The 20,187-nt window shown below is 46.1% G+C and carries 19 protein-coding genes and 1 riboswitch; of the genes, 13 read left to right on the forward strand and 6 right to left on the reverse strand.

What is annotated here, in order from left to right:
* Positions 1-26 precede the first annotated feature (26 nt).
* Positions 27-809, reverse strand: a complete 783-nt coding sequence (locus ICN34_RS03710; RefSeq protein WP_216120832.1) for an exodeoxyribonuclease III — start codon at positions 807-809, stop codon at positions 27-29.
* An 8-nt stretch (positions 810-817) separates the two neighbouring features.
* Here ICN34_RS03710 and pyrE point away from each other — a divergent pair, with 8 nt between their 5' ends.
* Positions 818-1,486: an orotate phosphoribosyltransferase gene (gene pyrE / locus ICN34_RS03715; RefSeq protein ID WP_216120834.1), complete on the forward strand. Its 669-nt coding sequence runs from the start codon at positions 818-820 to the stop codon at positions 1,484-1,486.
* Between the two features lie 12 nt (positions 1,487-1,498).
* Here pyrE and dapF read toward each other — a convergent pair whose 3' ends face one another.
* The 3 genes from dapF to ICN34_RS03730 are packed head-to-tail and all read right to left on the reverse strand — an operon-like array spanning position 1,499 to position 4,196.
* Entirely contained in the window at positions 1,499-2,353 is an 855-nt protein-coding gene (gene dapF / locus ICN34_RS03720) for a diaminopimelate epimerase (protein WP_202816823.1), read from the reverse strand.
* A gap of 59 nt (positions 2,354-2,412) precedes the next feature.
* Positions 2,413-3,312, reverse strand: coding sequence for a lipid A biosynthesis acyltransferase (locus ICN34_RS03725; RefSeq protein ID WP_216120835.1), 900 nt, complete (start codon positions 3,310-3,312; stop codon positions 2,413-2,415).
* Positions 3,313-3,335: 23 nt separating this feature from the next.
* Positions 3,336-4,196 carry a lysophospholipid acyltransferase family protein gene (locus ICN34_RS03730; protein ID WP_216120837.1) on the reverse strand — a complete coding sequence of 287 codons (861 nt, stop codon included), beginning with the start codon at positions 4,194-4,196 and terminating at the stop codon, positions 3,336-3,338.
* A gap of 203 nt (positions 4,197-4,399) precedes the next feature.
* On the opposite strand from ICN34_RS03730, the gene metK reads away from it, so the two are divergent.
* The 3 genes from metK (at position 4,400) to metF (ending at position 8,115) form a co-directional block, all read left to right on the forward strand.
* Positions 4,400-5,566: a methionine adenosyltransferase gene (metK, locus tag ICN34_RS03735; RefSeq protein WP_216120839.1), complete on the forward strand. Its 1,167-nt coding sequence runs from the start codon at positions 4,400-4,402 to the stop codon at positions 5,564-5,566.
* A 67-nt stretch (positions 5,567-5,633) separates the two neighbouring features.
* A riboswitch (S-adenosyl-L-homocysteine riboswitch) is annotated at positions 5,634-5,746 on the forward strand.
* 61 nt (positions 5,747-5,807) lie between these two features.
* The gene (ahcY, locus tag ICN34_RS03740) at positions 5,808-7,253 is read left to right on the forward strand and encodes an adenosylhomocysteinase (protein ID WP_072582617.1); all 1,446 of its coding nucleotides are present in this window, start codon (positions 5,808-5,810) and stop codon (positions 7,251-7,253) included.
* Between the two features lie 31 nt (positions 7,254-7,284).
* Positions 7,285-8,115, forward strand: coding sequence for a methylenetetrahydrofolate reductase [NAD(P)H] (gene metF / locus ICN34_RS03745; RefSeq protein ID WP_072582618.1), 831 nt, complete (start codon positions 7,285-7,287; stop codon positions 8,113-8,115).
* Position 8,116: 1 nt separating this feature from the next.
* On the opposite strand, the gene ICN34_RS03750 is transcribed toward metF, so the two are convergent.
* Positions 8,117-8,743 (reverse strand): 5-formyltetrahydrofolate cyclo-ligase, encoded by a 627-nt coding sequence (locus ICN34_RS03750; RefSeq protein ID WP_216120841.1) that lies wholly within the window; start codon positions 8,741-8,743, stop codon positions 8,117-8,119.
* Positions 8,744-8,827: 84 nt separating this feature from the next.
* Between ICN34_RS03750 and ICN34_RS03755 the strand changes: the two genes are divergently transcribed.
* From ICN34_RS03755 to ICN34_RS03765, 3 genes are read left to right on the forward strand one after another with little or no spacing between them, the layout of a single operon-like run.
* Positions 8,828-10,786: a lytic transglycosylase domain-containing protein gene (locus ICN34_RS03755; protein ID WP_255538563.1), complete on the forward strand. Its 1,959-nt coding sequence runs from the start codon at positions 8,828-8,830 to the stop codon at positions 10,784-10,786.
* A gap of 36 nt (positions 10,787-10,822) precedes the next feature.
* Positions 10,823-11,731 (forward strand): complex I NDUFA9 subunit family protein, encoded by a 909-nt coding sequence (locus ICN34_RS03760; protein WP_216120843.1) that lies wholly within the window; start codon positions 10,823-10,825, stop codon positions 11,729-11,731.
* On the forward strand, positions 11,731-12,861 hold the full coding sequence (locus ICN34_RS03765) for a polynucleotide adenylyltransferase (RefSeq protein WP_216120845.1): 1,131 nt from the start codon (positions 11,731-11,733) through the stop codon (positions 12,859-12,861). The genes ICN34_RS03760 and ICN34_RS03765 overlap by 1 nt, the downstream gene beginning before the upstream one ends.
* 9 nt (positions 12,862-12,870) lie before the next feature.
* Here the strand turns inward: ICN34_RS03765 and ICN34_RS03770 are convergent, their stop codons facing one another.
* The gene (locus ICN34_RS03770) at positions 12,871-14,058 is read right to left on the reverse strand and encodes a class I SAM-dependent methyltransferase (protein WP_072582623.1); all 1,188 of its coding nucleotides are present in this window, start codon (positions 14,056-14,058) and stop codon (positions 12,871-12,873) included.
* Between the two features lie 25 nt (positions 14,059-14,083).
* Between ICN34_RS03770 and ICN34_RS03775 the strand changes: the two genes are divergently transcribed.
* From ICN34_RS03775 to ICN34_RS03800, 6 genes are all read left to right on the forward strand, one after another.
* Positions 14,084-14,893 (forward strand): SDR family oxidoreductase, encoded by an 810-nt coding sequence (locus tag ICN34_RS03775; RefSeq protein ID WP_072582624.1) that lies wholly within the window; start codon positions 14,084-14,086, stop codon positions 14,891-14,893.
* Between the two features lie 23 nt (positions 14,894-14,916).
* Positions 14,917-15,312, forward strand: a complete 396-nt coding sequence (locus tag ICN34_RS03780; RefSeq protein ID WP_072582625.1) for a dihydroneopterin aldolase — start codon at positions 14,917-14,919, stop codon at positions 15,310-15,312.
* Between the two features lie 23 nt (positions 15,313-15,335).
* On the forward strand, positions 15,336-16,244 hold the full coding sequence (gene ttcA, locus ICN34_RS03785; protein ID WP_216120848.1) for a tRNA 2-thiocytidine(32) synthetase TtcA: 909 nt from the start codon (positions 15,336-15,338) through the stop codon (positions 16,242-16,244).
* Positions 16,241-17,734, forward strand: coding sequence for a bifunctional UDP-N-acetylglucosamine diphosphorylase/glucosamine-1-phosphate N-acetyltransferase GlmU (gene glmU / locus ICN34_RS03790; protein WP_072582627.1), 1,494 nt, complete (start codon positions 16,241-16,243; stop codon positions 17,732-17,734). Before ttcA ends, glmU begins: the two co-directional genes overlap by 4 nt.
* Positions 17,734-19,566, forward strand: coding sequence for a glutamine--fructose-6-phosphate transaminase (isomerizing) (glmS, locus tag ICN34_RS03795; protein WP_216120850.1), 1,833 nt, complete (start codon positions 17,734-17,736; stop codon positions 19,564-19,566). Before glmU ends, glmS begins: the two co-directional genes overlap by 1 nt.
* Before the next feature lie 290 nt (positions 19,567-19,856).
* Positions 19,857-20,168, forward strand: a complete 312-nt coding sequence (locus ICN34_RS03800) for a cupin domain-containing protein (RefSeq protein WP_216120852.1) — start codon at positions 19,857-19,859, stop codon at positions 20,166-20,168.
* Positions 20,169-20,187: the final 19 nt, after the last annotated feature.

Consider the following 20,187-nt stretch of genomic DNA (forward strand, 5'->3'; position numbering starts at 1 on the left):
GGAAAGTAAATTCTCCCCGTTACTTGTTAAATCTTCCAGTCGTAATCCACGGTAAGTGGTGCATGGTCTGAGAATTTCTCGTCCTTGTACACCGCAGTTTTCTTGGCTGTAGCAGCAATACCAGGGGTGGTGATGTGATAGTCAATTCGCCAGCCAACATTCTTAGCATAGGCTTGGCCTCGATTACTCCACCAGGTGTAGCAAGTTTCTGTTGCCTCTGGTTCAAGATGTCGATAGACGTCTACGTAACCTACTTTGCTAAAGAGATTGGTAAGCCACGCGCGCTCCTCAGGTAAGAAGCCAGAATTTTTGAGATTCCCTTTCCAGTTCTTCAGGTCAATTTCTTGATGGGCAATATTGACATCGCCGCATAGGACGATTTCGCGACCAGATTTTTTTAGGGAAACGAGATGTGGCAGAAAGCTGTCGAGGTAGCGATATTTAGCTTCTTGACGCTCCTCAGAGCTTGAGCCTGAGGGCATATAAACAGAGATCACTGATAAACCTTTAAAACGGGCTTCAACATAGCGCCCTTCAGCATCAAACTCTTCATTGCCATAGCCGTACAAGACCTCATCTGGCTTATGGGGCGTATAAATACCGCAACCGCTGTAGCCCTTTTTCTCCGCATGATGGAAGAAGCCATGCATGCCGTCGGGATTCAGAATGGCGTCCTCTAGATCATCGCGCTGAGCCTTAAGCTCCTGCATACAAATGAAATCAGCCTTTTGCTTCACAGCCCATGGCAGAAAGCCTTTTTTGACTGCGGAACGGATACCGTTGAGGTTCGCGGAAATGATGCGTAACATGTAGGCCTATGAGCTCAAATAATTCAAATCAAGATAACTTTATTCGTTTTGCCTTAGAGGCAAAGGTTTTGTCCTTCGGGGAGTTTAAAACCAAAGCGGGAAGACTCTCACCTTATTTCTTTAATGCGGGTGAATTTAATGATGGAGCTCGTCTAAGCGCATTGGGTCGTTATTACGCCAAAGCTTTGCAAGAATCGGATATTCAGTTCGATATGCTTTATGGGCCGGCATATAAGGGAATCACACTTGCAGCGGCAACAGCCATTGCGCTGGCGGATGACGGCATTAACGTTCCATACGCTTACAACCGCAAAGAAGCTAAAGACCATGGTGAAGGTGGCATGGTGGTTGGTGCGCCAGTAAAGGGCAGGGTTGTCATCATTGATGATGTGATTTCTGCTGGCACTTCAGTTAGGGAATCCGTAGATCTTATTCGCAAAGCGGGAGGAGAGCCTGCGGCGGTATTGATCGCTTTGGATCGGATGGAGCGCTCAGGTAATGCTGTTGAAATTGGAGACAAGTCTGCAGTGCAGGCCGTAGAACAAGAGTTTGGTTTGCCAGTTGTCGCGATTGCTAACTTAGCCGGCTTAATGTCTTTCCTAACCTCTTCTAGTGATGCTCAGCTTACTCATTACTTGCCTGCAGTAAAAGCCTATCGCGATCTATATGGAATCTAAAAGCAGCTACTTTTAGATTGTTGTTTCACCTTCAAAGACAGTAACGGCAGGCCCGGTCATGATGACGGGCTGAGCAACACCATCAATTACCCCGCCCCAAGCAATCTGCAAATCTCCACCGCGGGTATGTACTTTTACTGGCGAGTCTAGCAAGCCTCTGCGAATCCCTGAAACCACGGCTGCACAAGCGCCGGTACCGCAGGCCAAGGTTTCTCCAGCGCCCCGTTCAAAGACGCGAAGTTTGATTTCATTGCGATTAAGCGCCTGCAGGTAACCCACATTTACTTTTTTAGGAAACGCAGCAAACTTTTCAATTTCAGGACCCTCTTCTAAAACGGGTGCGCTATCGACATCACCAACTACTTGGACGGCATGTGGATTCCCCATTGAGAGGACGCCCACCAAACTATCGTGAGTAGCTGGGTAATTCAAAGGGAGTGCATAGAGGGTTTCTTGAAATTCTTGAACGCTTGCCAAACCAGTCGCATTAAATGGAATATGGCTGTGTTCAAAAATTGGCGCACCCATATCCACCTCCACCTGGCCATCCGGATGGGACTTGAGAGTCAGAACGGTGTGTGCCACTTCGACGCGCAAAGGATTCTTGTTAGATAGGCCCTGGTCTTGCACAAATCGTACAAAGCAGCGCGAGCCATTACCGCATTGTTCAACTTCACCGCCATCCGAATTAAAAATGCGGTACCGAAAATCAGCATCAGGGCGCGTGGCTTTTTCAACTAGGAGAATTTGATCGGCGCCAATGCCAAATTGACGATGGGCTAAGGCTTGCCATTGCTCCTTGGAGATACCGCTTAAGTCTTGGTCGATACCATTGAGCACAATGAAATCATTGCCGGCACCATGCATTTTGGTGAAGCGAAGCTTGCGTACTGGATTGTTGGTATTGGTGCTCAAAATAATTCCGTTTAATCGTAAAGACTCGGTTCGCCTTCGGGCCTGTGTTTAAAACGCTTATGAACCCAATAGTACTCTGCTGGTCTTTCTTGAACAAGTTCCTCGATATATTGATTTAGGCGAGCAGTATCTTTTTCAACATCATCGCTAGGGAAGTTTGGCAATGGCTCACTAATATGGCAGGTATAGCCTTTACGGTCTTTGTTTAAGGTAGTTGTCATCAAACATACCTCAGCGCCACTGAGTCTTGCCAGGCGCGAGACTGAGGTAATGGTGTTGGTCTGTATGCCAAAGAAAGGGACAAAGACAGAGTCACGTGGACCCAAGTCAATATCAGGGGCAATGAAAATAAAGTTACCCGTTTGAATTTCACGAATCAGGTCACGTAAGCGGCTCTGTCGCTCAATGGACTTCCCACCAAAGCGATTTCTCCACTCAATCATTTTTTGATTGAAGAAAGGATTCTTCATGTTTTGATAAAGGCCTGCACCACAGGGCCAGTCGTGTTGATTGGCCAATACTGAAAGCGCCATAAAGCCGCCTTCAAGCCCAACAAAGTGTGGATTAATCAGTAGGCGTGGCTTGCGATCTCCCAAAGTAATCGCTGATTCAATGGTGACGATATCGGTAATTTGTTTGCCACTACCCAGCCAGATACGACTTCTCTCTAATACGCTGCGGCCAAATAATTTCCAATGCTCAATCGCCAGATCATCAAGTTCTTTTTCACTGAGAGTGGGAAAGCACAAACGTAAATTAGTCTTGACTACGTGGGTGCGGCTGTTTGGAATATGGGCGGCAAGCCAGCCCATGCCGTAGCCCACATGGATGGTGATCGTATAAGGCAGAAAGGCAAAGAGACGCAAAAGACTGAGCGCCAAGAAATTGAAGAGGTTTTGTAACCAGGTCATTTCAAAAATGATAACGAATTTATTTAATTTCTTGGAGGCAATTCTGCACCGGCGGGATGCTTATAGCGGTTGTATGACCAAATAAATTGTTCTGGCGCAACCAGAACTGCATTTTCAATTGCAACGTTGAGTTCTGCGGCGGCAAAATTGGCATCTTCAGATAAAGGCGCAAGACGAGTAGCCTGCATGAGCCATCCTTGGCCAATACCTTTGCGCTTAGCGGTAAACATGACTACTGGCGTGTTATTCCTATTGGCTAGGCGCGCCGGTAATGGCGTTGTGTATGCAGGACGCCCAAAGAATGGGACCCAAACACCTTCGCCACCACTAGGCACTTGATCTGGAAGAATGCCAATCGCTTCGCCTCGGGTGAGCGCTCTAGTCATTTGGCGCACGCCATTGAGGTTGGTCGGCACGAAATGCATATTCGGATAGGCGCGACCTTCTTCTACTACTTCATTGAGCCATTCTTGGCGTGAAGGTCGATAGAGAATCGTTGCTGGGAAATGCTGTGCGAGAACACGTGGAATGATCTCAAAGCCACCAAGGTGAGGAGTCAGCATCACTAAGCCGTGCCCTTCGCCGATCGCCGCCTCAACCACATCCCAGTTTTGCACTTCCACTAATTTCAGTGCTTTTGCAGGGTTGCGCCAAATCCACAAGCTATCTGAAAACAGCATTCCAGAGGCCCTTACTGCATCCCAAAGCTTGAATGGCAGGCCCCGTGCGTCAACTACTGCTTCGTATTGGGGTTTAAAGAGTGAGCGATATTGCTTGGAGCCAAGGTAAGCCAGCATGCCTAAAAAGGCCCCAATCACTTGCACTAGCGCAAGAGGAAGCACGGCAATCGCATTAAGGCAGAGCTTGAGAAGGAGTGTTCGCACCCCCTAATGATATTCAATGCCGCTCTCAGTGTGTGGATTTCAGCATGCCTTGCTGAATTAGGCATTTTTCGGATAGAATCCATCCATCGCTGAGTTAAGGCAACTTGCAGGGCGATTCATAAATTCTGCTAAAGCGTCGCCGTTGTAGTTCCTGGCACGTCGAGTTGTCCCAATGATCGTGTTAATTATTAAAGGAATATGCAATGGCAAATGATTACTTCTTTACCTCAGAATCCGTTTCTGAAGGTCACCCCGATAAAGTAGCAGACCAAATCTCTGATTCGATTCTTGATGCCATCTTGGCTCAAGATCCTACTGCACGTGTTGCAGCAGAAACTTTGTGTAACACCGGTTTAGTCGTTTTGGCTGGTGAAATCACTACAAACGCCAACGTTGACTACATCCAAGTGGCGCGCAATACCTTGCGTGAAATTGGTTACGACAATACTGCCTACGGTATTGACTACAAAGGTTGCGCAGTATTGGTTGCGTACGATAAGCAAAGTCCAGATATCGCTCAAGGTGTTGATAAAGCCCATGATGACGGCTTGGATCAAGGTGCTGGCGACCAAGGCTTGATGTTTGGCTATGCTTGTGATGAAACATCTGAGCTCATGCCATTACCAATTCATTTGTCACATCGCTTGGTAGAGCGTCAGTCTCAATTGCGTCGCGATGGCCGTTTGAACTGGTTGCGCCCAGATGCGAAGTCACAAGTGACATTACGTTATGTAGATGGCAAGCCTGACTCAATCGATACAGTTGTTTTATCAACCCAACACGATGAAGAAATTTCTCTCGAAAAATTACGTGAAGCAGTCATTGAAGAAATCATCAAACCAGTATTGCCTAAGCATTTGATCAAAGGCGCTATTAATTTCTTGGTAAACCCAACTGGACGTTTTGTTATCGGCGGCCCACAGGGCGATTGTGGTTTAACTGGTCGCAAAATTATTGTGGACACCTACGGTGGTGCAGCTCCTCACGGCGGCGGCGCTTTCTCTGGTAAAGATCCATCTAAGGTTGACCGTTCTGCTGCATACGCTGGACGTTATGTTGCGAAGAACGTAGTTGCTGCTGGTTTGGCAAGCAAGTGCTTGATTCAGATCTCCTATGCGATTGGTGTTGCTAAACCAACCTCAGTCATGGTGAGCACTTTTGGTACTGGCAAGATTTCGGATGAGAAGATTGCTCAATTGGTTTCTGAGCACTTTGACTTGCGTCCAAAAGGTATCGTGAAGATGCTTAACCTCTTGCGCCCAATTTATAAAAAGACTGCTGCTTATGGCCACTTTGGTCGTGAAGAGCCAGAATTTACTTGGGAGCAAACAGATAAAGCGGCTGCATTACGTGCGGCAGCAGGTCTGTAAGTAGGAAATACGCAGTTTGTAGGTGTATTGAGGCGAAATATGCCGTAATTGTTTACAATTACGGCATACCTTCAAGGAGCGTTGCAAGGAATGCTGAGACCCAGCACTTCCCCAGGCTTGAAGGGAGTGGGCTCTAAGGTAACCCCCGGAGTTTGCTAATTGCAACCGCGCTCGCTAACCCATGATTCAATGGCTAGCGAGTTTTTACTCCAGCATTGGATCGTATTTAGCTGGAGCATTAATGAATACCGTTTCTGATTTAAATAACTTTGTAGCAACTCGTTGCGCAATCGCTGATATCTCTTTGGCTGACTTTGGTCGCAAAGAAATCGCCATTGCTGAAACCGAGATGCCAGGCTTAATCGCCATTCGTGATGAATTTGCTGCTCAACAGCCATTGCGTGGCGCACGCATTACTGGTTCATTGCACATGACCATTCAAACTGCAGTATTGATCGAGACGCTAGAGGCACTCGGTGCTGAAGTTCAATGGGCATCTTGCAATATTTTCTCTACACAAGACCATGCTGCTGCAGCCATTGCTGCTAACGGCACGCCAGTATTTGCTATTAAAGGCGAAACCCTTGAGCAGTATTGGGACTTTACTCACCGCATTTTTGAGTGGGCTGATGGCGGCTACACCAATATGATTTTGGATGATGGTGGCGATGCTACTTTGTTGTTGCACCTTGGAGCGCGCGCTGAGAAAGATCAAGCTTGCTTGAACAATCCAACTAGCGAAGAAGAAACTATTTTGTTTGCTGCTATCAAGAAAAAATTGGCACAAGATCCAACTTGGTACTCAACACGCTTAGAAAAAGTTAAGGGTGTTACAGAAGAAACGACTACTGGCGTACATCGCCTGTATCAAATGTTTGCTAAGGGCGATTTGAAATTCCCGGCAATCAACGTAAATGACTCTGTTACTAAGAGCAAGTTCGATAACCTCTATGGTTGCCGTGAGTCTTTGGTAGATGCGATCAAGCGTGCTACTGACGTGATGGTGGCTGGCAAGGTCGCTGTGGTTTGTGGTTATGGTGATGTGGGTAAGGGTTCAGCTCAAGCATTGCGTGCTTTATCAGCTCAGGTTTGGGTGACTGAAGTAGACCCAATCTGCGCATTGCAAGCTGCAATGGAAGGCTACCGTGTTGTGACGATGGATTACGCTGCTGATAAAGCGGACATCTTTGTTTCTGCAACAGGCAACTACCATGTGATTACACATGACCACATGGCTAAGATGAAGAATCAAGCCATCGTTTGTAATATTGGCCACTTTGATAATGAGATTGATGTTGCTGGTATTGAGAAATACAAGTGGGAAGAAATCAAGCCACAAGTTGACCATGTGATTTTCCCAGCTGCCAATGGCAAGCCTGAAAAGCGCATCATTATTTTGGCTAAAGGTCGTTTGGTTAACCTGGGTTGCGGCACAGGACATCCTTCATATGTCATGAGCTCTTCATTTGCAAACCAAGTGATTGCGCAGATCGAATTGTGGAATGCAGTAGGAACAGATAAATACCCAGTCGGCGTTTACACATTGCCTAAGCATTTGGATGAGAAGGTTGCACGCTTACAGCTCAAGACTCTCAATGCAGAGTTAACTGTGTTGTCAGATCAGCAAGCTTCTTACATTGGCGTAACGAAGGAAGGCCCATACAAGGCTGACCATTACCGTTATTAATCCAGTCACATAGAAACCTAGGCCCAAAATCATGGAATTAAGCGTTGAATTCTTTCCTCCAAAAACACCTGAAGGTGAGACTAAGTTGCATCTTGTGCGTGAGCGTTTTAGTGAAACACTCAAGCCAGCGTTTTATTCCGTGACCTTTGGCGCCGGCGGCTCTACTCAGTCCGGTACTTTAAAAGTGGTGAGTGACATTCACGCTGCTGGTGCGGCTGTTGCTCCTCACTTGTCTTGTGTTGGTAGCTCACGTGAAAGCGTGCGCGAGATGCTCAAGCAATATCAAGCCTTAGGTGTGAAGCGCATTGTGGCTTTGCGCGGTGACTTGCCATCTGGCATGGGTCAGTATGGCGAGTTTCATCATGCCAATGAATTGGTGGAATTTATTCGCTCAGAAACAGGCGATTGGTTTCATATTGATGTAGCTGCTTATCCAGAAACGCATCCACAGGCGAAGTCACCTGCTAGTGATATCGATTTCTTTGTGCAAAAGATGAAGGCGGGCGCTAACTCCGCGGTTACTCAGTATTTTTACAACAGCGATGCTTACTTCCGCTTCGTAGACGAGGCTTATGAATTAGGCGTTACACAGCCAATTATTGCCGGCATTATGCCGATTACCAATAGCAGCCAATTATTACGATTCTCTGATGCCTGTGGCGCAGAAATTCCACGCTGGATTCGTTTACGCCTTCAATCCTACGGTGATGACGTCGCGTCTATTCGTGCATTTGGTGAAGAAGTGGTGACCGACTTGTGCGATCAGTTGTTAACTGCTGGCGCACCTGGAATTCATTTCTACTCGCTAAATCAGGCTGATGCAGTTTTAGCGATTGCAGACAATTTGGATTTAACGAAGTAAATCAAATAAGTAAGCCAGACTCCGTCAACAGCATATCCAGGGGCTCGTCATGTGTTTGAGCAGCCCATTGAGAATCATCTAATTTTTGCCAATCAAATCCAACCCCCATGCAAATGAGGTTTGGATTGTCTTTTCGCAGCTGGGCTAGTGTTCGATCAAAATACCCGCCACCATAGCCTAGGCGCCAGTAGTGTGCTTTACCGCTCACAATAGAGCTAGACCAGCCTACGCAGGGAATCAGGATGCAGTCGGGAATGAGTTGTGGCCTGGCAGTGTTTTCTGGGCTGGGCTCAGGAACGCCGTGAGCGCTTGGAATTAATACATCTCCCTCTTGCCACTCGTAGAATTCAAGATGCTTATCCGGGCGTGCATAGGGCAGCGCTAAGCGACGCTGAGGGACATTCTTCATCCAGCTTAATAAAGTGGGGCGTAAATCAATTTCATCTTGAATGGGCCAATAAAGGGCGATTGAGCGAATGGATTTGCCTTCATTTGCTAAAAAATGATTGAGGCCTGCAATCAAGCCCGCTTCTACAGAAGCATGGCCATTCCCAGCAGCAATTTCTTTGCGTTGTTTTAATAAATCTTGGCGAAGAGTTTTTGGTGAATTACCGTGCATATCAACCATTATCAGGCGAAAATTAAAGGATATAGTAATCAATTACTGCAAGGCCTCTAGCCTTGCAAATAGAGATAGGGTTGAGTCGGAAGAATGAAGTTTGTAACAGTAAACAGCAAATATCTTGAGTGGGCCAAAATTCTGGTTTTGGGCCTAGCGTTAGGCGCGTCCAATTCCTATGCTGAAAAGCTGAAGAAGCCAAGCCTGCCCAAGTCCTATGAAAGCAAAGCTGCCCCAGCTGAAATTACCGATACCGATCGGATGTTTGTCGATTTGCGCGAAGCTGCAAAGAAGAATGATATATTTCGTACTCAGCAACTTTCATCGAATCTAGTCAACTATCCATTTGATGACTATGTAGCCTACTTCCGTATCAAGCCACAGTTATTTGATAGTGCTGGCGGCGCGCGTAATGACTATGGTGCAGATGCTCAAGTAGTCGCGTTCTTAAATCAATATCAAGGCACAGCATTGGCTGACCGTATGCGCAATGATTGGTTATTGGTTTTGGGTAAGCGTAGGGACTGGGCACGCTTTGATGTGGAGTACGCTAAGTTTGTATTGGATGACGATACACAAGTGAAGTGCTATTCCCTGCTATCAAAATTATCACAAGGCGAAAACCCAACTAAATTGGCGATTGATTCTCGAGCAGTGTTGCTTGACCCAAGTTATTTTGGACAAGCATGTCAAGAATTGGTTCCATCTTTGGTGGCCGCAGGTGGCATGTCCCCGAGTGAGGCTAAAGCTATTGGGCGTGCGGCTAGCGAGAGGGGCTATGACACGATGGCACGTCGCCTTGGCGGTGAAGATCCGATCGCAGATATTGTTAAGGCTGTAAAAGCTGATCCATCAAAGGCCTATCGCGACTTTTCTCAAAACGCTTCACGCTATAGCAAAGAAAACCAAGCCGTTGCTTGGGGCGTGATCGGACAATTTTTAGCCAAAAAATTAGATCCCAATGCGGATGATGCCTATCGCTTACAGCAAGAGCTGGGCTATAACGAACTCCTTTCGGTCGAATCACAAGAGTGGAAAGTGCGCGCAGGCTTGCGCGCTAAAGATTGGGCTCTAGTTAAAAATGCGATTGATGGCATGAACCCAGCGGTGCGGGCTAAAGATCCCGCATGGACCTATTGGTATGGTCGTGCGCTCAAAGCTGAAGGGCAGGACGCAAAGGCCAAAGACAGTTTTGAAATAATTGCGGATCAATATAACTTCTACGGCCAGCTTGCGCGTGAAGAATTAGGCAAATCTAATAATGCGCCTGCTAAAACGAAAGTGACTGAGCAGGAGATAGATGCAATGGCCAGCCGCAAGGGCTTTATTCGTGGTGAGCGCTTGTATTCCATGAATCTTCGCTTCGAAGGTAATCGTGAATGGAATTGGGAATTACGCAATATGACCGACAAGCAGTTGTTAGCAGCTGCCGAATATGCAAAACGAATCAATTTATATGACCGTGTCGTTAACACTGCCGATCGTACCAAGCAAGAGCATGACTTTAGCTTGCGCTACCCAACTCCGTACAAAGAAGAGCTATCTCCAATTGCGCGTCAAATAGATCTCAATCTTGCTTGGGCTTACGGCTTAATTCGTCAAGAGTCACGCTTCATTATGAATGCTGCCTCTTCTGTGGGTGCATCTGGCTTAATGCAGGTGATGCCGAATACTGCAAAGTACGTAGCTAAGAAAATTGGGATGCCCAATTACACCAATGACAAATTGAGTGATATGAATACCAATTTAACTTTAGGTAGTAATTATTTAAATATGGTTTTGATCGATTTAGATGGGTCTTGGGTTTTGGCCTCTGCAGCCTATAACGCAGGCCCTTCGCGCTCAAAGGCTTGGCGGGAAAAATTATCTGGCCCTACAGAGGGTGCTATTTTTGCTGAAACTATTCCGTTTACTGAGACACGTGTGTACGTGAAGAATGTGCTCTCTAATGCAAATTACTATTCATCGGTGATGAGTGGTCAGCCACAATCTTTAAAACAGCGCCTAGGTGTCATTACACCGAAGGCTGCTACTCAATCTGAGCTTCCTTAAACAATCAAGCACCGAGCTAAGCAAAGAAAGCTTCCTATGAAATATGACATCCTTCTAATCGGTGGCAATGGATTTGTGGGGCGAGTGATTGCTGCGCAACTTCAACTAGCGGGTTATTCTGTATTAGTTCCAACAGGCCATTTAGGTGCCGCGCGTGAATTACGCATGTTGCCCAAGGTACATGTCGAAGAGGCTGATGTTCATGAGTTTGATGAGCTGCAGAGCCTTTGTGAGCGCATTAAGAAAAATGGTGCCGTGATCAATTTGGTCGGAGTACTGCACGATAAGCCGGCTAAGCCTTATGGAAAGGTATTTAAAGCTGCGCATGTGGAGCTGCCTAAAAACATTATTACGGCAATGCAGCTCCATGGCTTAAAGCGCTATTTACATATGAGCGCATTGGGTGCCGACTCTCATGGTCCATCGATGTACCAGCGCAGCAAAGGTGATGGCGAGGCTGCAGTCAAGGCCAGCAATTTAGATTGGACTATCTTTAGGCCTTCAGTCATTTTTGGGGCGCAGGATCAATTTATTAATTTGTTTTCTAAGTTGACTAAGTTGTTTCCAGCTATGCCTTTGGCAAATTCCCAGGCGCAGTTTCAGCCGGTGAGCGCAGATGATGTTGCAAGTGCATTTGTTAAATCCTTATCGATGCCTCAAACAATTCGTCAGTCCTATGACTTGGTTGGCCCAACGGTTTACACCATGAAAGAGATTATTGAGTTTGCCGCTCGTAAGGCTAAAACCTCGTGCCTCATCATTCCCGTGCCAGCTTTTGTGGGTTATCTACAGGCATTGGCATTCGAATTCTTGCCAGGTCCTACATTGATGTCTCGTGACAATATTGCATCTATGCAAGTACCCAATACTTTGCCAGCGAATAGTGTTGATGCGTTGCCGGAAGTATTCAAAATGAGTCGTCGCAGCCTAGAGGGCATGCAGTAATGAAAATCTACGCAGTAGGCGGAGCCATTAGGGACACCCTCATGGGCTTGCCTTTGCACGACATTGATTATGTTGTGGTGGGTTCCAGCGTAGATGAGATGATTGCTAAGGGCTTTCGTCCTGTAGGCAAAGATTTCCCAGTATTTTTGCATCCAGAGACGCAGGCTGAATATGCACTGGCGCGCACTGAGCGCAAGACTGGTAAAGGCTACAAAGGCTTTAACTTCCATGCCGATCCTTCCGTCACTCTGGAGCAAGACTTAGAGCGTCGTGATTTAACAATCAATGCAATGGCGCAAGAAGTGGGCGCTGATGGAAAGCAATTCGGCCCTATTATTGATCCTTATAACGGTCAAGAAGATTTGGCTGCCAAAGTATTTCGTCATGTGTCAGATGCATTTGCAGAAGATCCATTGCGGCTCCTGCGTATTGCTCGCTTTGCTGCACGCTTTCCTGAATTTAGTGTTGCTCCTGAAACGCTCAGCGCCCTAAAGGCAATTGTCCAATCAGGTGAGCTAAATGCTTTATCGGCGGAGCGTATTTGGCAGGAATTAGCCAGGGGCTTAGTTGCTTCTAAGCCGATGCGCTTATTTCAGGTTTTATTGGATGCCGGTGCTGCCAGAACGATACTGGGACCTTCATTGACCACCCAACTGTCTGAAGAGTCGTTTCGTGAAGAGCTCATCGCGTATTTTTCCTTAGCTGAAAATAGTATTGAAGAGCGCTGCGCAATTGCCTTAATGAATTTGCCCGCAAATGAAATTCGTTCATGGGCTGAATGTGTGCGCATGCCAATTGATGTGCGAGATTTCAGTGAAATATTCAGCGATCTTAGGGCCTTGATAAACAAGTATCCCAATGCTTCTTATCAGGCGGTTGACGTTTTGAATTGGTTCAACCGTGCAGATGTTTGGCGTAAGCCAGATCGAGCACAAGCACTTTTGAATCTTGCGGATAAATTGGGAATGCCTGTTTCCCCTTTGATCAATGCAATGCGTACTACTCAAGCCATCAATACAGCCGAAATTATTGCTGGCGTAGCTGCAGAAGATCGATCCAACGGCGAGCGGATTGGCAGCGCATTTGAATCTGCCAGGTTGTCTGCAATTACTATGGCTCTAGCTTCTTAAAACGAGCGCCTACAGCCTATTTCTGCCGCGTAGGCCCGGCAGATCTTCGAGTACATATCCCGGTAGCAAACTTTCTAATTTCTTTGAAAATGCAAAAGCTTTAAAGAGTTCGCCCATCTCTGCTTCAGACAATAATTTTTGCAAAGAATTGGAGATCGGCAGGAAGGTTTCTGGATCACTTGGGTCGCCAATTTCTAAAGCAATGTCACCAATGCCAGCATCTAATAGATACGCAGCCTGGTTGGTAAGGTATACATCATCCACATTTTCAGCCAACGCGCTACGAGCAATTTGGGACCATTCAACGTGCGTTGTTAAATCGCAAAGACCAGGTAGATGAAATGGATCTTGAATTGCATGGTGGCGATGATGGGCCATGAGGGTGCCCTCAAGCCTTTGCGGGTGATAGTACTCGCTCTCAGGAAATCCATAGTCAAACGTGAGGAATAGGCCAGCATCTAAATGTTTTGCAACTTGTTGCATCCATGCATTTGCTGGCGCGTGTAGTTCGGTGACATAACCTTCAGAGAAGTTGCCGCTGAGAAGGCTTTCAGGAAGTAATTGTTGTTCGACTGGAGGGCCTACTTTCCAGATCAGTTTGTCATTCTCAAATGCAACACCGTACCAATACCAAAATCCATTTTGATAAATGATGGCATCACAAGGAATCGCATCAATCACTTCGTTGGCCAGAATGATGCCTTTGAAATTTTCGGGTAACTCCGTTAACCAATTGCATTGGGTCTTAAGATGAAGTTGTCCAACAGTATTTCTAATTCTTTCTTGTTGGCGCTGTGCTAAGTCTGGTGAAATTTCGATAATGTCGTAACGATCCAAATGAAAGCCAAGATCATTGAGGCGGGTCAGTATTGAGGTAGCAAGATTTCCTGTCCCAGCGCCAAACTCCAAGATTTGAGTGGGAAGGCCTTTTTCCTTGAGTCCCTCAAGTACCGGTAGGAGAGTGGAGCAAATGGCTGCGCCAAAGAGAGGGCTTAATTCAGGGGCAGTAGTGAAATCGCCGCCGGCACCTAATTTGTGAGCGCCAGCGCTGTAATAGCCCATGCCGGGCTCATATAAAGCCATCTCCATATAGCGAGAGAATGTCAGCCAGCCGCCCTGTAAGGCGATTTGAGAGGCTATTTGGGCCTTTAGAAGTGCACTATGCTCCGTTTCAAGGCTGGTCAAGGTAATATCCATAGCTCGCTAGTCTAAGAGAATTTAATTGAACCCTAGTTCAACGCCCCCATCCCAGCAAGGAAAAGCAGTTTTAGTGACTGGCGCCGCCAAGCGCCTGGGTCGAGAAATTGCCTTGCAGTTTGCCCGTCAGGGCTGGGATGTTGCCGTTCATTATGGGCGATCTGAGCAAGAGGCCCAAGAAACCATCAGAGAAATCGAAATGATGGGTGTGAAAGCCCAAGCTTTCCAGGCGGACTTGGCTGATGAGGCTGCCACTAAAAATCTTTTTTTGGCTGTCAGCAAGATATTCCCTAATTTGGCCTGCTTAGTAAATAGCGCGTCTATCTTTGAATATGACCGCGCGAACTCCGGTACCCCGTTAAGTGGAAAAAGTTTGCAAGACCATATGCAAGTCAATTTAACCGCGCCAATTTTGCTATCTCAGCAGATGTTTGAGTTTCAAAAAAGTAAGCCAAATACATTTGGTGTAATTCCAGCGGTAATTCAATTGTTAGATCAAAAGTTGATTAATCTCAATCCAGATTATTTGTCCTACACATTATCTAAAGCAGCGCTACTTTCTTCTGTTGAATTATTGGCAATGGATTTCGCGCCCCATCTGCGTGTAGTCGGATTAGCACCAGGAATCTCTTTGCCATCAGGCGATCAAACAATGGATGGTTTTTCCAAAGCACATCAAATGACGCCACTGGGAAGATCCTCAACACCAGCAGATATTGCAAAGGCAGCCGTATTTTTGGCGGACTCTAGCGCCATCACCGGAACCACCTTATATGTGGACGGCGGGCAACATTTATTGCCATCATCACGTGATGTGATGTTCAAAACTAATTAAGTATTTTTAAAAAGCAAACATACATGCACGCTATTCTTTCTCATCCCGCTCTTGTTGACTGTCGCCGTTTATTTCTCCGGGACTATGAGATTTATATCAACATCGGAGTTCATGACTTTGAGAAAAAAGCAGAGCAGCGCGTCATCCTCAATGTGGACTTATATATTCCCCTTGATATGAATACGCCAACGAATGATCAGTTGGATGAAGTGGTGGATTACGACTTCATGCGCGAAACTATTAAGGCTCGGGCCTTTCAGGGGCATATTCATTTGCAGGAAACCTTCTGCGATGACATCGTGACGGCAATGTTGCTTCACCCAAAGGTGTTGGCTGCGCGTGTAAGTACGGCTAAGCCAGATGTCTATCCAGATTGCCACTCGGTAGGCGTTGAAGTATTTCGTATCAAGACTTCTTAAATAGAATTTAGAAAAGAACTCTTATGGGCGATATTCGTAAAGTTATCTTCGAAGAAAACAAGCTAGAGAAGAAACTCTGCCGCTTGGTAGGTCAGGCCATTGGTGACTTTGGCATGATTGAAGATGGTGACAAAGTGATGGTGTGTGTATCGGGCGGTAAAGATAGCTATGCCATGCTCGATATTCTGATGAAGCTGCGTGAGCGTGCACCAATCAATTTTGAAATTATTGCGGTGAACTTAGATCAGAAGCAGCCTAATTTCCCCGCCGAAATCTTGCCTAATTACTTGAAGAAATTAGGTGTTCAGTATCACATCGAAGAACAAGATACTTACAGCATTGTGAAGCGTGTGATTCCCGAAGGGAAAACCACTTGTGGATTGTGCTCACGGTTGCGTCGCGGCATTTTGTATCGTGTTGCCGATGAGTTGGGTGCTACGAAGATTGCTTTAGGCCATCACCGTGATGACATTCTAGAAACTTTGATGCTCAATATGTTTTATGCGGGCAAGCTAAAAGGGATGCCGCCCAAGTTGCGCTCAGATGATGGCAAGCATATTGTGATTCGCCCCTTGGCATATGTCCCTGAGAAACTGCTTGAACGTTATGCGGCAGATATGAACTTCCCGATTATTCCTTGTGATTTATGTGGAAGTCAGCCCAATTTGCAGCGCCAGGTCATGAAAGAAATGCTGCGCGATTGGGAAAAGAAGCATCCAGGTCGAGTAGAGAACTTGTTCCGCTCTATGCATCACATCGTCCCATCCCATTTGATGGATGGTGAAGCCTTTGATTTCAAAAATCTGGAGATTTCCACCGAGTTAGCGGGTATTGCTGCTAGATCTTCTGGCGACAGGGCAATTGATGAGGCTGAATTGGATGAATTAGCCTGTGGAACCATGATTCAGGGGACTTATAATCCCCCTTTATGAATATCGTCATTTTGGCTGCTGGGCAAGGAAAGCGGATGAAATCCGCTCTGCCCAAGGTCCTGCAAACTCTCGCAGGCAAACCCCTGCTCCAACACGTTCTCAATACCGCTCTTTCGCTACAGGATAAGAAGGCTAAATCTGGCCCCGTTGTAGTGATTGGTCATGGCGCAGCAGATGTAAAAACATTCTTGCTAAACACAAGCAAGGAAGATCCAAGCTTTGGCAAAGTAAGCACTGCGCTGCAAGCGGAACAAAAAGGAACAGGTCACGCGCTATTGCAAGCCCTGCCTAAATTAGATCTTCAAGAGCCAACCTTAGTTTTGTATGGCGATGTTCCCCTCACTACAAAAAAGACGCTAGCCAAATTAGCGAAGTTAGCTGATGGTGTTCGCGGTCAAGACAGTGCACTTGCGCTCCTCACACAAAACCTTGCCAATCCAACTGGATATGGCCGGATTGTTCGTGATGCTGACGGCTCTGTAAAAGAGATTGTTGAAGAGAAAGATGCAACGCCAGCGCAAAAATCGATTCAAGAAATTAACACCGGCATCATGGTATTGCCAACGAACTCATTAAAGAAGTGGCTCAAGTCTTTACGCGCCAGCAATGCACAAGGCGAGTACTACTTGACTGACGTGATTGCTATGGCTGTTAAAGATGGCGTGCCGATTCGAACAACGCAAGCTGATGATGAGTTTGAAACTATTGGTGTCAATAGTCGTGATCAACTTGCTGCATTAGAGCGTGTACACCAACTCAATAATGCTTATCAATTAATGGATGCAGGCGTATCGCTTGCTGATCCTGCGCGTATTGATGTACGTGGCACCTTAGAGTGCGGCACTGATGTATCAATTGATGTTGGTTGTGTATTTGAAGGTTGTGTAACTCTAGATGCTGGTACTAAGGTTGGACCATATTGCGTGATTCGCAATAGCGTGATCGGCAAAGGCGTTTCTATTTATGCATATAGCCATGTGGACGGCGCAAAAGTGGGCAATCAATCATTAATTGGCCCTTATGCTCGTTTGCGTCCTGGCGCAGATTTATCAAACGATGTACATATTGGTAATTTCGTAGAAGTGAAGAACAGCAAAATTGCCGCTAATAGCAAAGCCAATCATTTGGCTTATGTTGGCGACTCTATTGTTGGCTCCAGAGTCAACATTGGTGCTGGCACTATTACTTGTAACTACGATGGCGTTAACAAACACCAGACCATTATTGAGGATGATGTCTTCATTGGCTCGGATACTCAGTTGGTTGCACCTGTGCGTGTTGGTCGTGGCGCCACATTGGGTGCGGGAACAACTTTGACTAAAGATGCTCCTGCCAATCAACTGACTGTATCTCGAGCAAAACAAATTTCCTTACAGTGGCAGCGCCCTGTCAAGCAAGAAAAGAAACCAGTAAAAAAAGCAGCATCAAAGACGGCTGTGAAGAAGGCCGTCAAGAAGCCGGTTAAGAAAACTGCAAAGGGTAAAAAATAATGTGCGGTATTGTTGGTGCGGCCTCCCATAAAAATATTGTTGATGTTTTGGTTGAGGGTTTACGCCGTCTAGAGTACCGTGGTTATGATTCTTGTGGTTTTGCGGTCATTAATGGTGAGGATGCCAAGCACCCCATCGAAAGAGCTCGAACTACTGCACGTGTTTCTGAATTAGGTGAGCAAGGTAAAGATTTTTTCGGCACCTTGGGTGTTGCACACACACGTTGGGCTACCCATGGTAAGCCAGATACCCAAAATGCCCACCCCCATACTTCCAACGACTTAATTGCGGTTGTACACAACGGCATTATTGAGAACTATGAAGTTCTGCGCTCAGATTTAAAGGCTGCTGGATATGTGTTTACCTCTGAAACAGATACTGAAGTTATCGCCCATTTAATTCACCAGCAATATGTTGCTAGTGACCAAAAAGATATTGCGGCATCGGTAAGAGCGGTGCTTCCTAAATTACATGGCGCATACGCTATTGGCGTTATCTCTCAAGATAACCCGAGTACTTTAGTGGGCGCTCGTGTTGGTTCTCCTCTAGTGGTTGCCATTGGCGATCATGAGCACTTCTTAGCTTCTGATGCTTTGGCATTGGCAGGACGCGCTCATTCCATGATGTATTTGGAAGAAGGTGATGTAGCTGTTCTCAAGGCTGATTCCGTTGAGGTAATTGATCAAGCTGGTAAGGTCGCCCAAAGAGAGTTGAAGCCTATGCCAGCTCAAGCTGACTCAGTTGATCTCGGCCCTTATCAGCATTACATGCAAAAAGAAATCTTTGAGCAGCCTAGAGCAATTGGCGACACGCTTGCTAATATCGCTGACTTTGGCCCTGAACTATTTGAAGCTAAGCCAGAAGACTGGAGAGCTTTCGAGCAGATTTTAATATTGGCATGTGGCACGAGTTATTACTCTGCATGTGTTGCTAAATATTGGTTAGAAGATATTGCTGGCATTCCGACTCAAGTAGAAATTGCTAGTGAGTATCGCTATCGCACCACTGTGCCTAATCCAAAAACACTTATTGTGGTGGTTTCACAATCTGGTGAGACAGCAGATACTTTGGCGGCATTGCGTCATGCTAAGAGTTTGGGTCACCGCTTTACTTTGGCTATATGCAACGTGGCTAGTAGTGCCATGGTTCGTGAAACCGATTGGCATTTCTTGACCAAGGCAGGTGCTGAAATTGGAGTGGCTTCAACGAAGGCATTTACTACGCAGCTTTTAGCGCTTTATCTCTTAGCGGTTTCGATTGCTAAACGCGATGGCAGAATATCCCCTGAAAAAGAAAAAGAGTTACTGCGTGACTTGCGTCACCTACCGAAAGCACTTCATGCAGTACTAGCGCTTGAGCCACAAATTATTGCTTGGAGCGAGGCATTTTCTAAATGTGAAAATGCCCTATTCCTTGGCCGTGGAATGCACTACCCAATTGCACTTGAGGGCGCACTAAAGCTCAAAGAAATTTCTTATATTCATGCCGAAGCTTATCCAGCAGGCGAGTTAAAGCATGGGCCGCTTGCTTTAGTTACAGACAAGATGCCCGTGGTTACCGTTGCACCTAATGATGTCTTATTAGAAAAGCTTAAATCCAATATGCAGGAAGTCAAAGCGCGTGGTGGCAAGCTATATGTTTTTGCTGATCAAGATACTCACATCTCAAGTAGTGAAGGCATTAATGTCATCAAGCTGCCTGAGCACTACGGTAACCTCTCACCAATACTGCATGTAGTTCCCCTGCAGCTATTGGCTTATCACACAGCCTGCGCACGCGGCACTGATGTTGATAAACCCAGAAATCTAGCAAAGAGCGTTACGGTTGAATAATTTTTCGCCCGTTTGACATTCGTGATTACTGACAATAAGGCCAGTCTCCTGCCAATAAAGTTAGTCTCAGGTTAAAGCGTAACCCTTTGTTTTTACTGGTAGGCCAATAGACCCAAGGTTGGTCTTATTCCACATTTTAGAAAAATACCTTCATTACTGCAAATAGAGCTCTATTTACTCGCTTGCACCATTGATGGCCTGTGGTGATTGAAATTAAAGCTCGTACAGCTGCTTTATCAGAATGGCGTGGCGCAATTACAATGGAGCCTTAATAAAAGATTGTCCAGCCAATGAATCAAGATGTGTTTTTAGGAATGCTTCAAAAAGAAGACTTCCCAGCTCCAGTAATGGTGACCCGAGAGCCTCCATTTTTTCTAGATTTACACTCTCATCCCTACGAGGCTAAAGCACTTGTTTTGGATGGGCAAATTGATATCAATGTGGGCGGTATTAAAACTATTTACTTGGCTGGCGATGTGTTTTATTTATCAGCCAATCAGATTCATACTGAAAACTGCGGAAGTAAGGGCGTTAAATATCTCGTAAGTCGAAAAGCGCTAATAGTTGCCCAAGAGCCAGTTATTGAAAATTCAGACACTTAAGCTAAGGCCTGGTAATAAG

Origin of the sequence: Polynucleobacter sp. Tro8-14-1 (assembly GCF_018881655.1) — a bacterium.
GTDB lineage: Bacteria > Pseudomonadota > Gammaproteobacteria > Burkholderiales > Burkholderiaceae > Polynucleobacter.

What these genes read in the sequence shown, in the direction of transcription:
- ICN34_RS03765 (WP_216120845.1), top strand. Translation starts at nt 11,731, where the DNA reads ATGAAAATCTACGCAGTAGGCGGAGCCATTAGGGACACCCTCATGGGC.
- ICN34_RS03750 (WP_216120841.1), bottom strand. Translation starts at nt 8,743, where the DNA reads ATGGTTGATATGCACGGTAATTCACCAAAAACTCTTCGCCAAGATTTA.
- metF (WP_072582618.1), top strand. Translation starts at nt 7,285, where the DNA reads ATGGAATTAAGCGTTGAATTCTTTCCTCCAAAAACACCTGAAGGTGAG.
- ICN34_RS03755 (WP_255538563.1), top strand. Translation starts at nt 8,828, where the DNA reads ATGAAGTTTGTAACAGTAAACAGCAAATATCTTGAGTGGGCCAAAATT.
- ICN34_RS03760 (WP_216120843.1), top strand. Translation starts at nt 10,823, where the DNA reads ATGAAATATGACATCCTTCTAATCGGTGGCAATGGATTTGTGGGGCGA.
- ahcY (WP_072582617.1), top strand. Translation starts at nt 5,808, where the DNA reads ATGAATACCGTTTCTGATTTAAATAACTTTGTAGCAACTCGTTGCGCA.
- ICN34_RS03770 (WP_072582623.1), bottom strand. Translation starts at nt 14,058, where the DNA reads ATGGATATTACCTTGACCAGCCTTGAAACGGAGCATAGTGCACTTCTA.
- ttcA (WP_216120848.1), top strand. Translation starts at nt 15,336, where the DNA reads ATGGGCGATATTCGTAAAGTTATCTTCGAAGAAAACAAGCTAGAGAAG.
- glmU (WP_072582627.1), top strand. Translation starts at nt 16,241, where the DNA reads ATGAATATCGTCATTTTGGCTGCTGGGCAAGGAAAGCGGATGAAATCC.
- ICN34_RS03800 (WP_216120852.1), top strand. Translation starts at nt 19,857, where the DNA reads ATGAATCAAGATGTGTTTTTAGGAATGCTTCAAAAAGAAGACTTCCCA.
- ICN34_RS03780 (WP_072582625.1), top strand. Translation starts at nt 14,917, where the DNA reads ATGCACGCTATTCTTTCTCATCCCGCTCTTGTTGACTGTCGCCGTTTA.
- ICN34_RS03725 (WP_216120835.1), bottom strand. Translation starts at nt 3,312, where the DNA reads ATGACCTGGTTACAAAACCTCTTCAATTTCTTGGCGCTCAGTCTTTTG.
- metK (WP_216120839.1), top strand. Translation starts at nt 4,400, where the DNA reads ATGGCAAATGATTACTTCTTTACCTCAGAATCCGTTTCTGAAGGTCAC.
- ICN34_RS03710 (WP_216120832.1), bottom strand. Translation starts at nt 809, where the DNA reads ATGTTACGCATCATTTCCGCGAACCTCAACGGTATCCGTTCCGCAGTC.
- glmS (WP_216120850.1), top strand. Translation starts at nt 17,734, where the DNA reads ATGTGCGGTATTGTTGGTGCGGCCTCCCATAAAAATATTGTTGATGTT.
- dapF (WP_202816823.1), bottom strand. Translation starts at nt 2,353, where the DNA reads ATGCATGGTGCCGGCAATGATTTCATTGTGCTCAATGGTATCGACCAA.
- pyrE (WP_216120834.1), top strand. Translation starts at nt 818, where the DNA reads ATGAGCTCAAATAATTCAAATCAAGATAACTTTATTCGTTTTGCCTTA.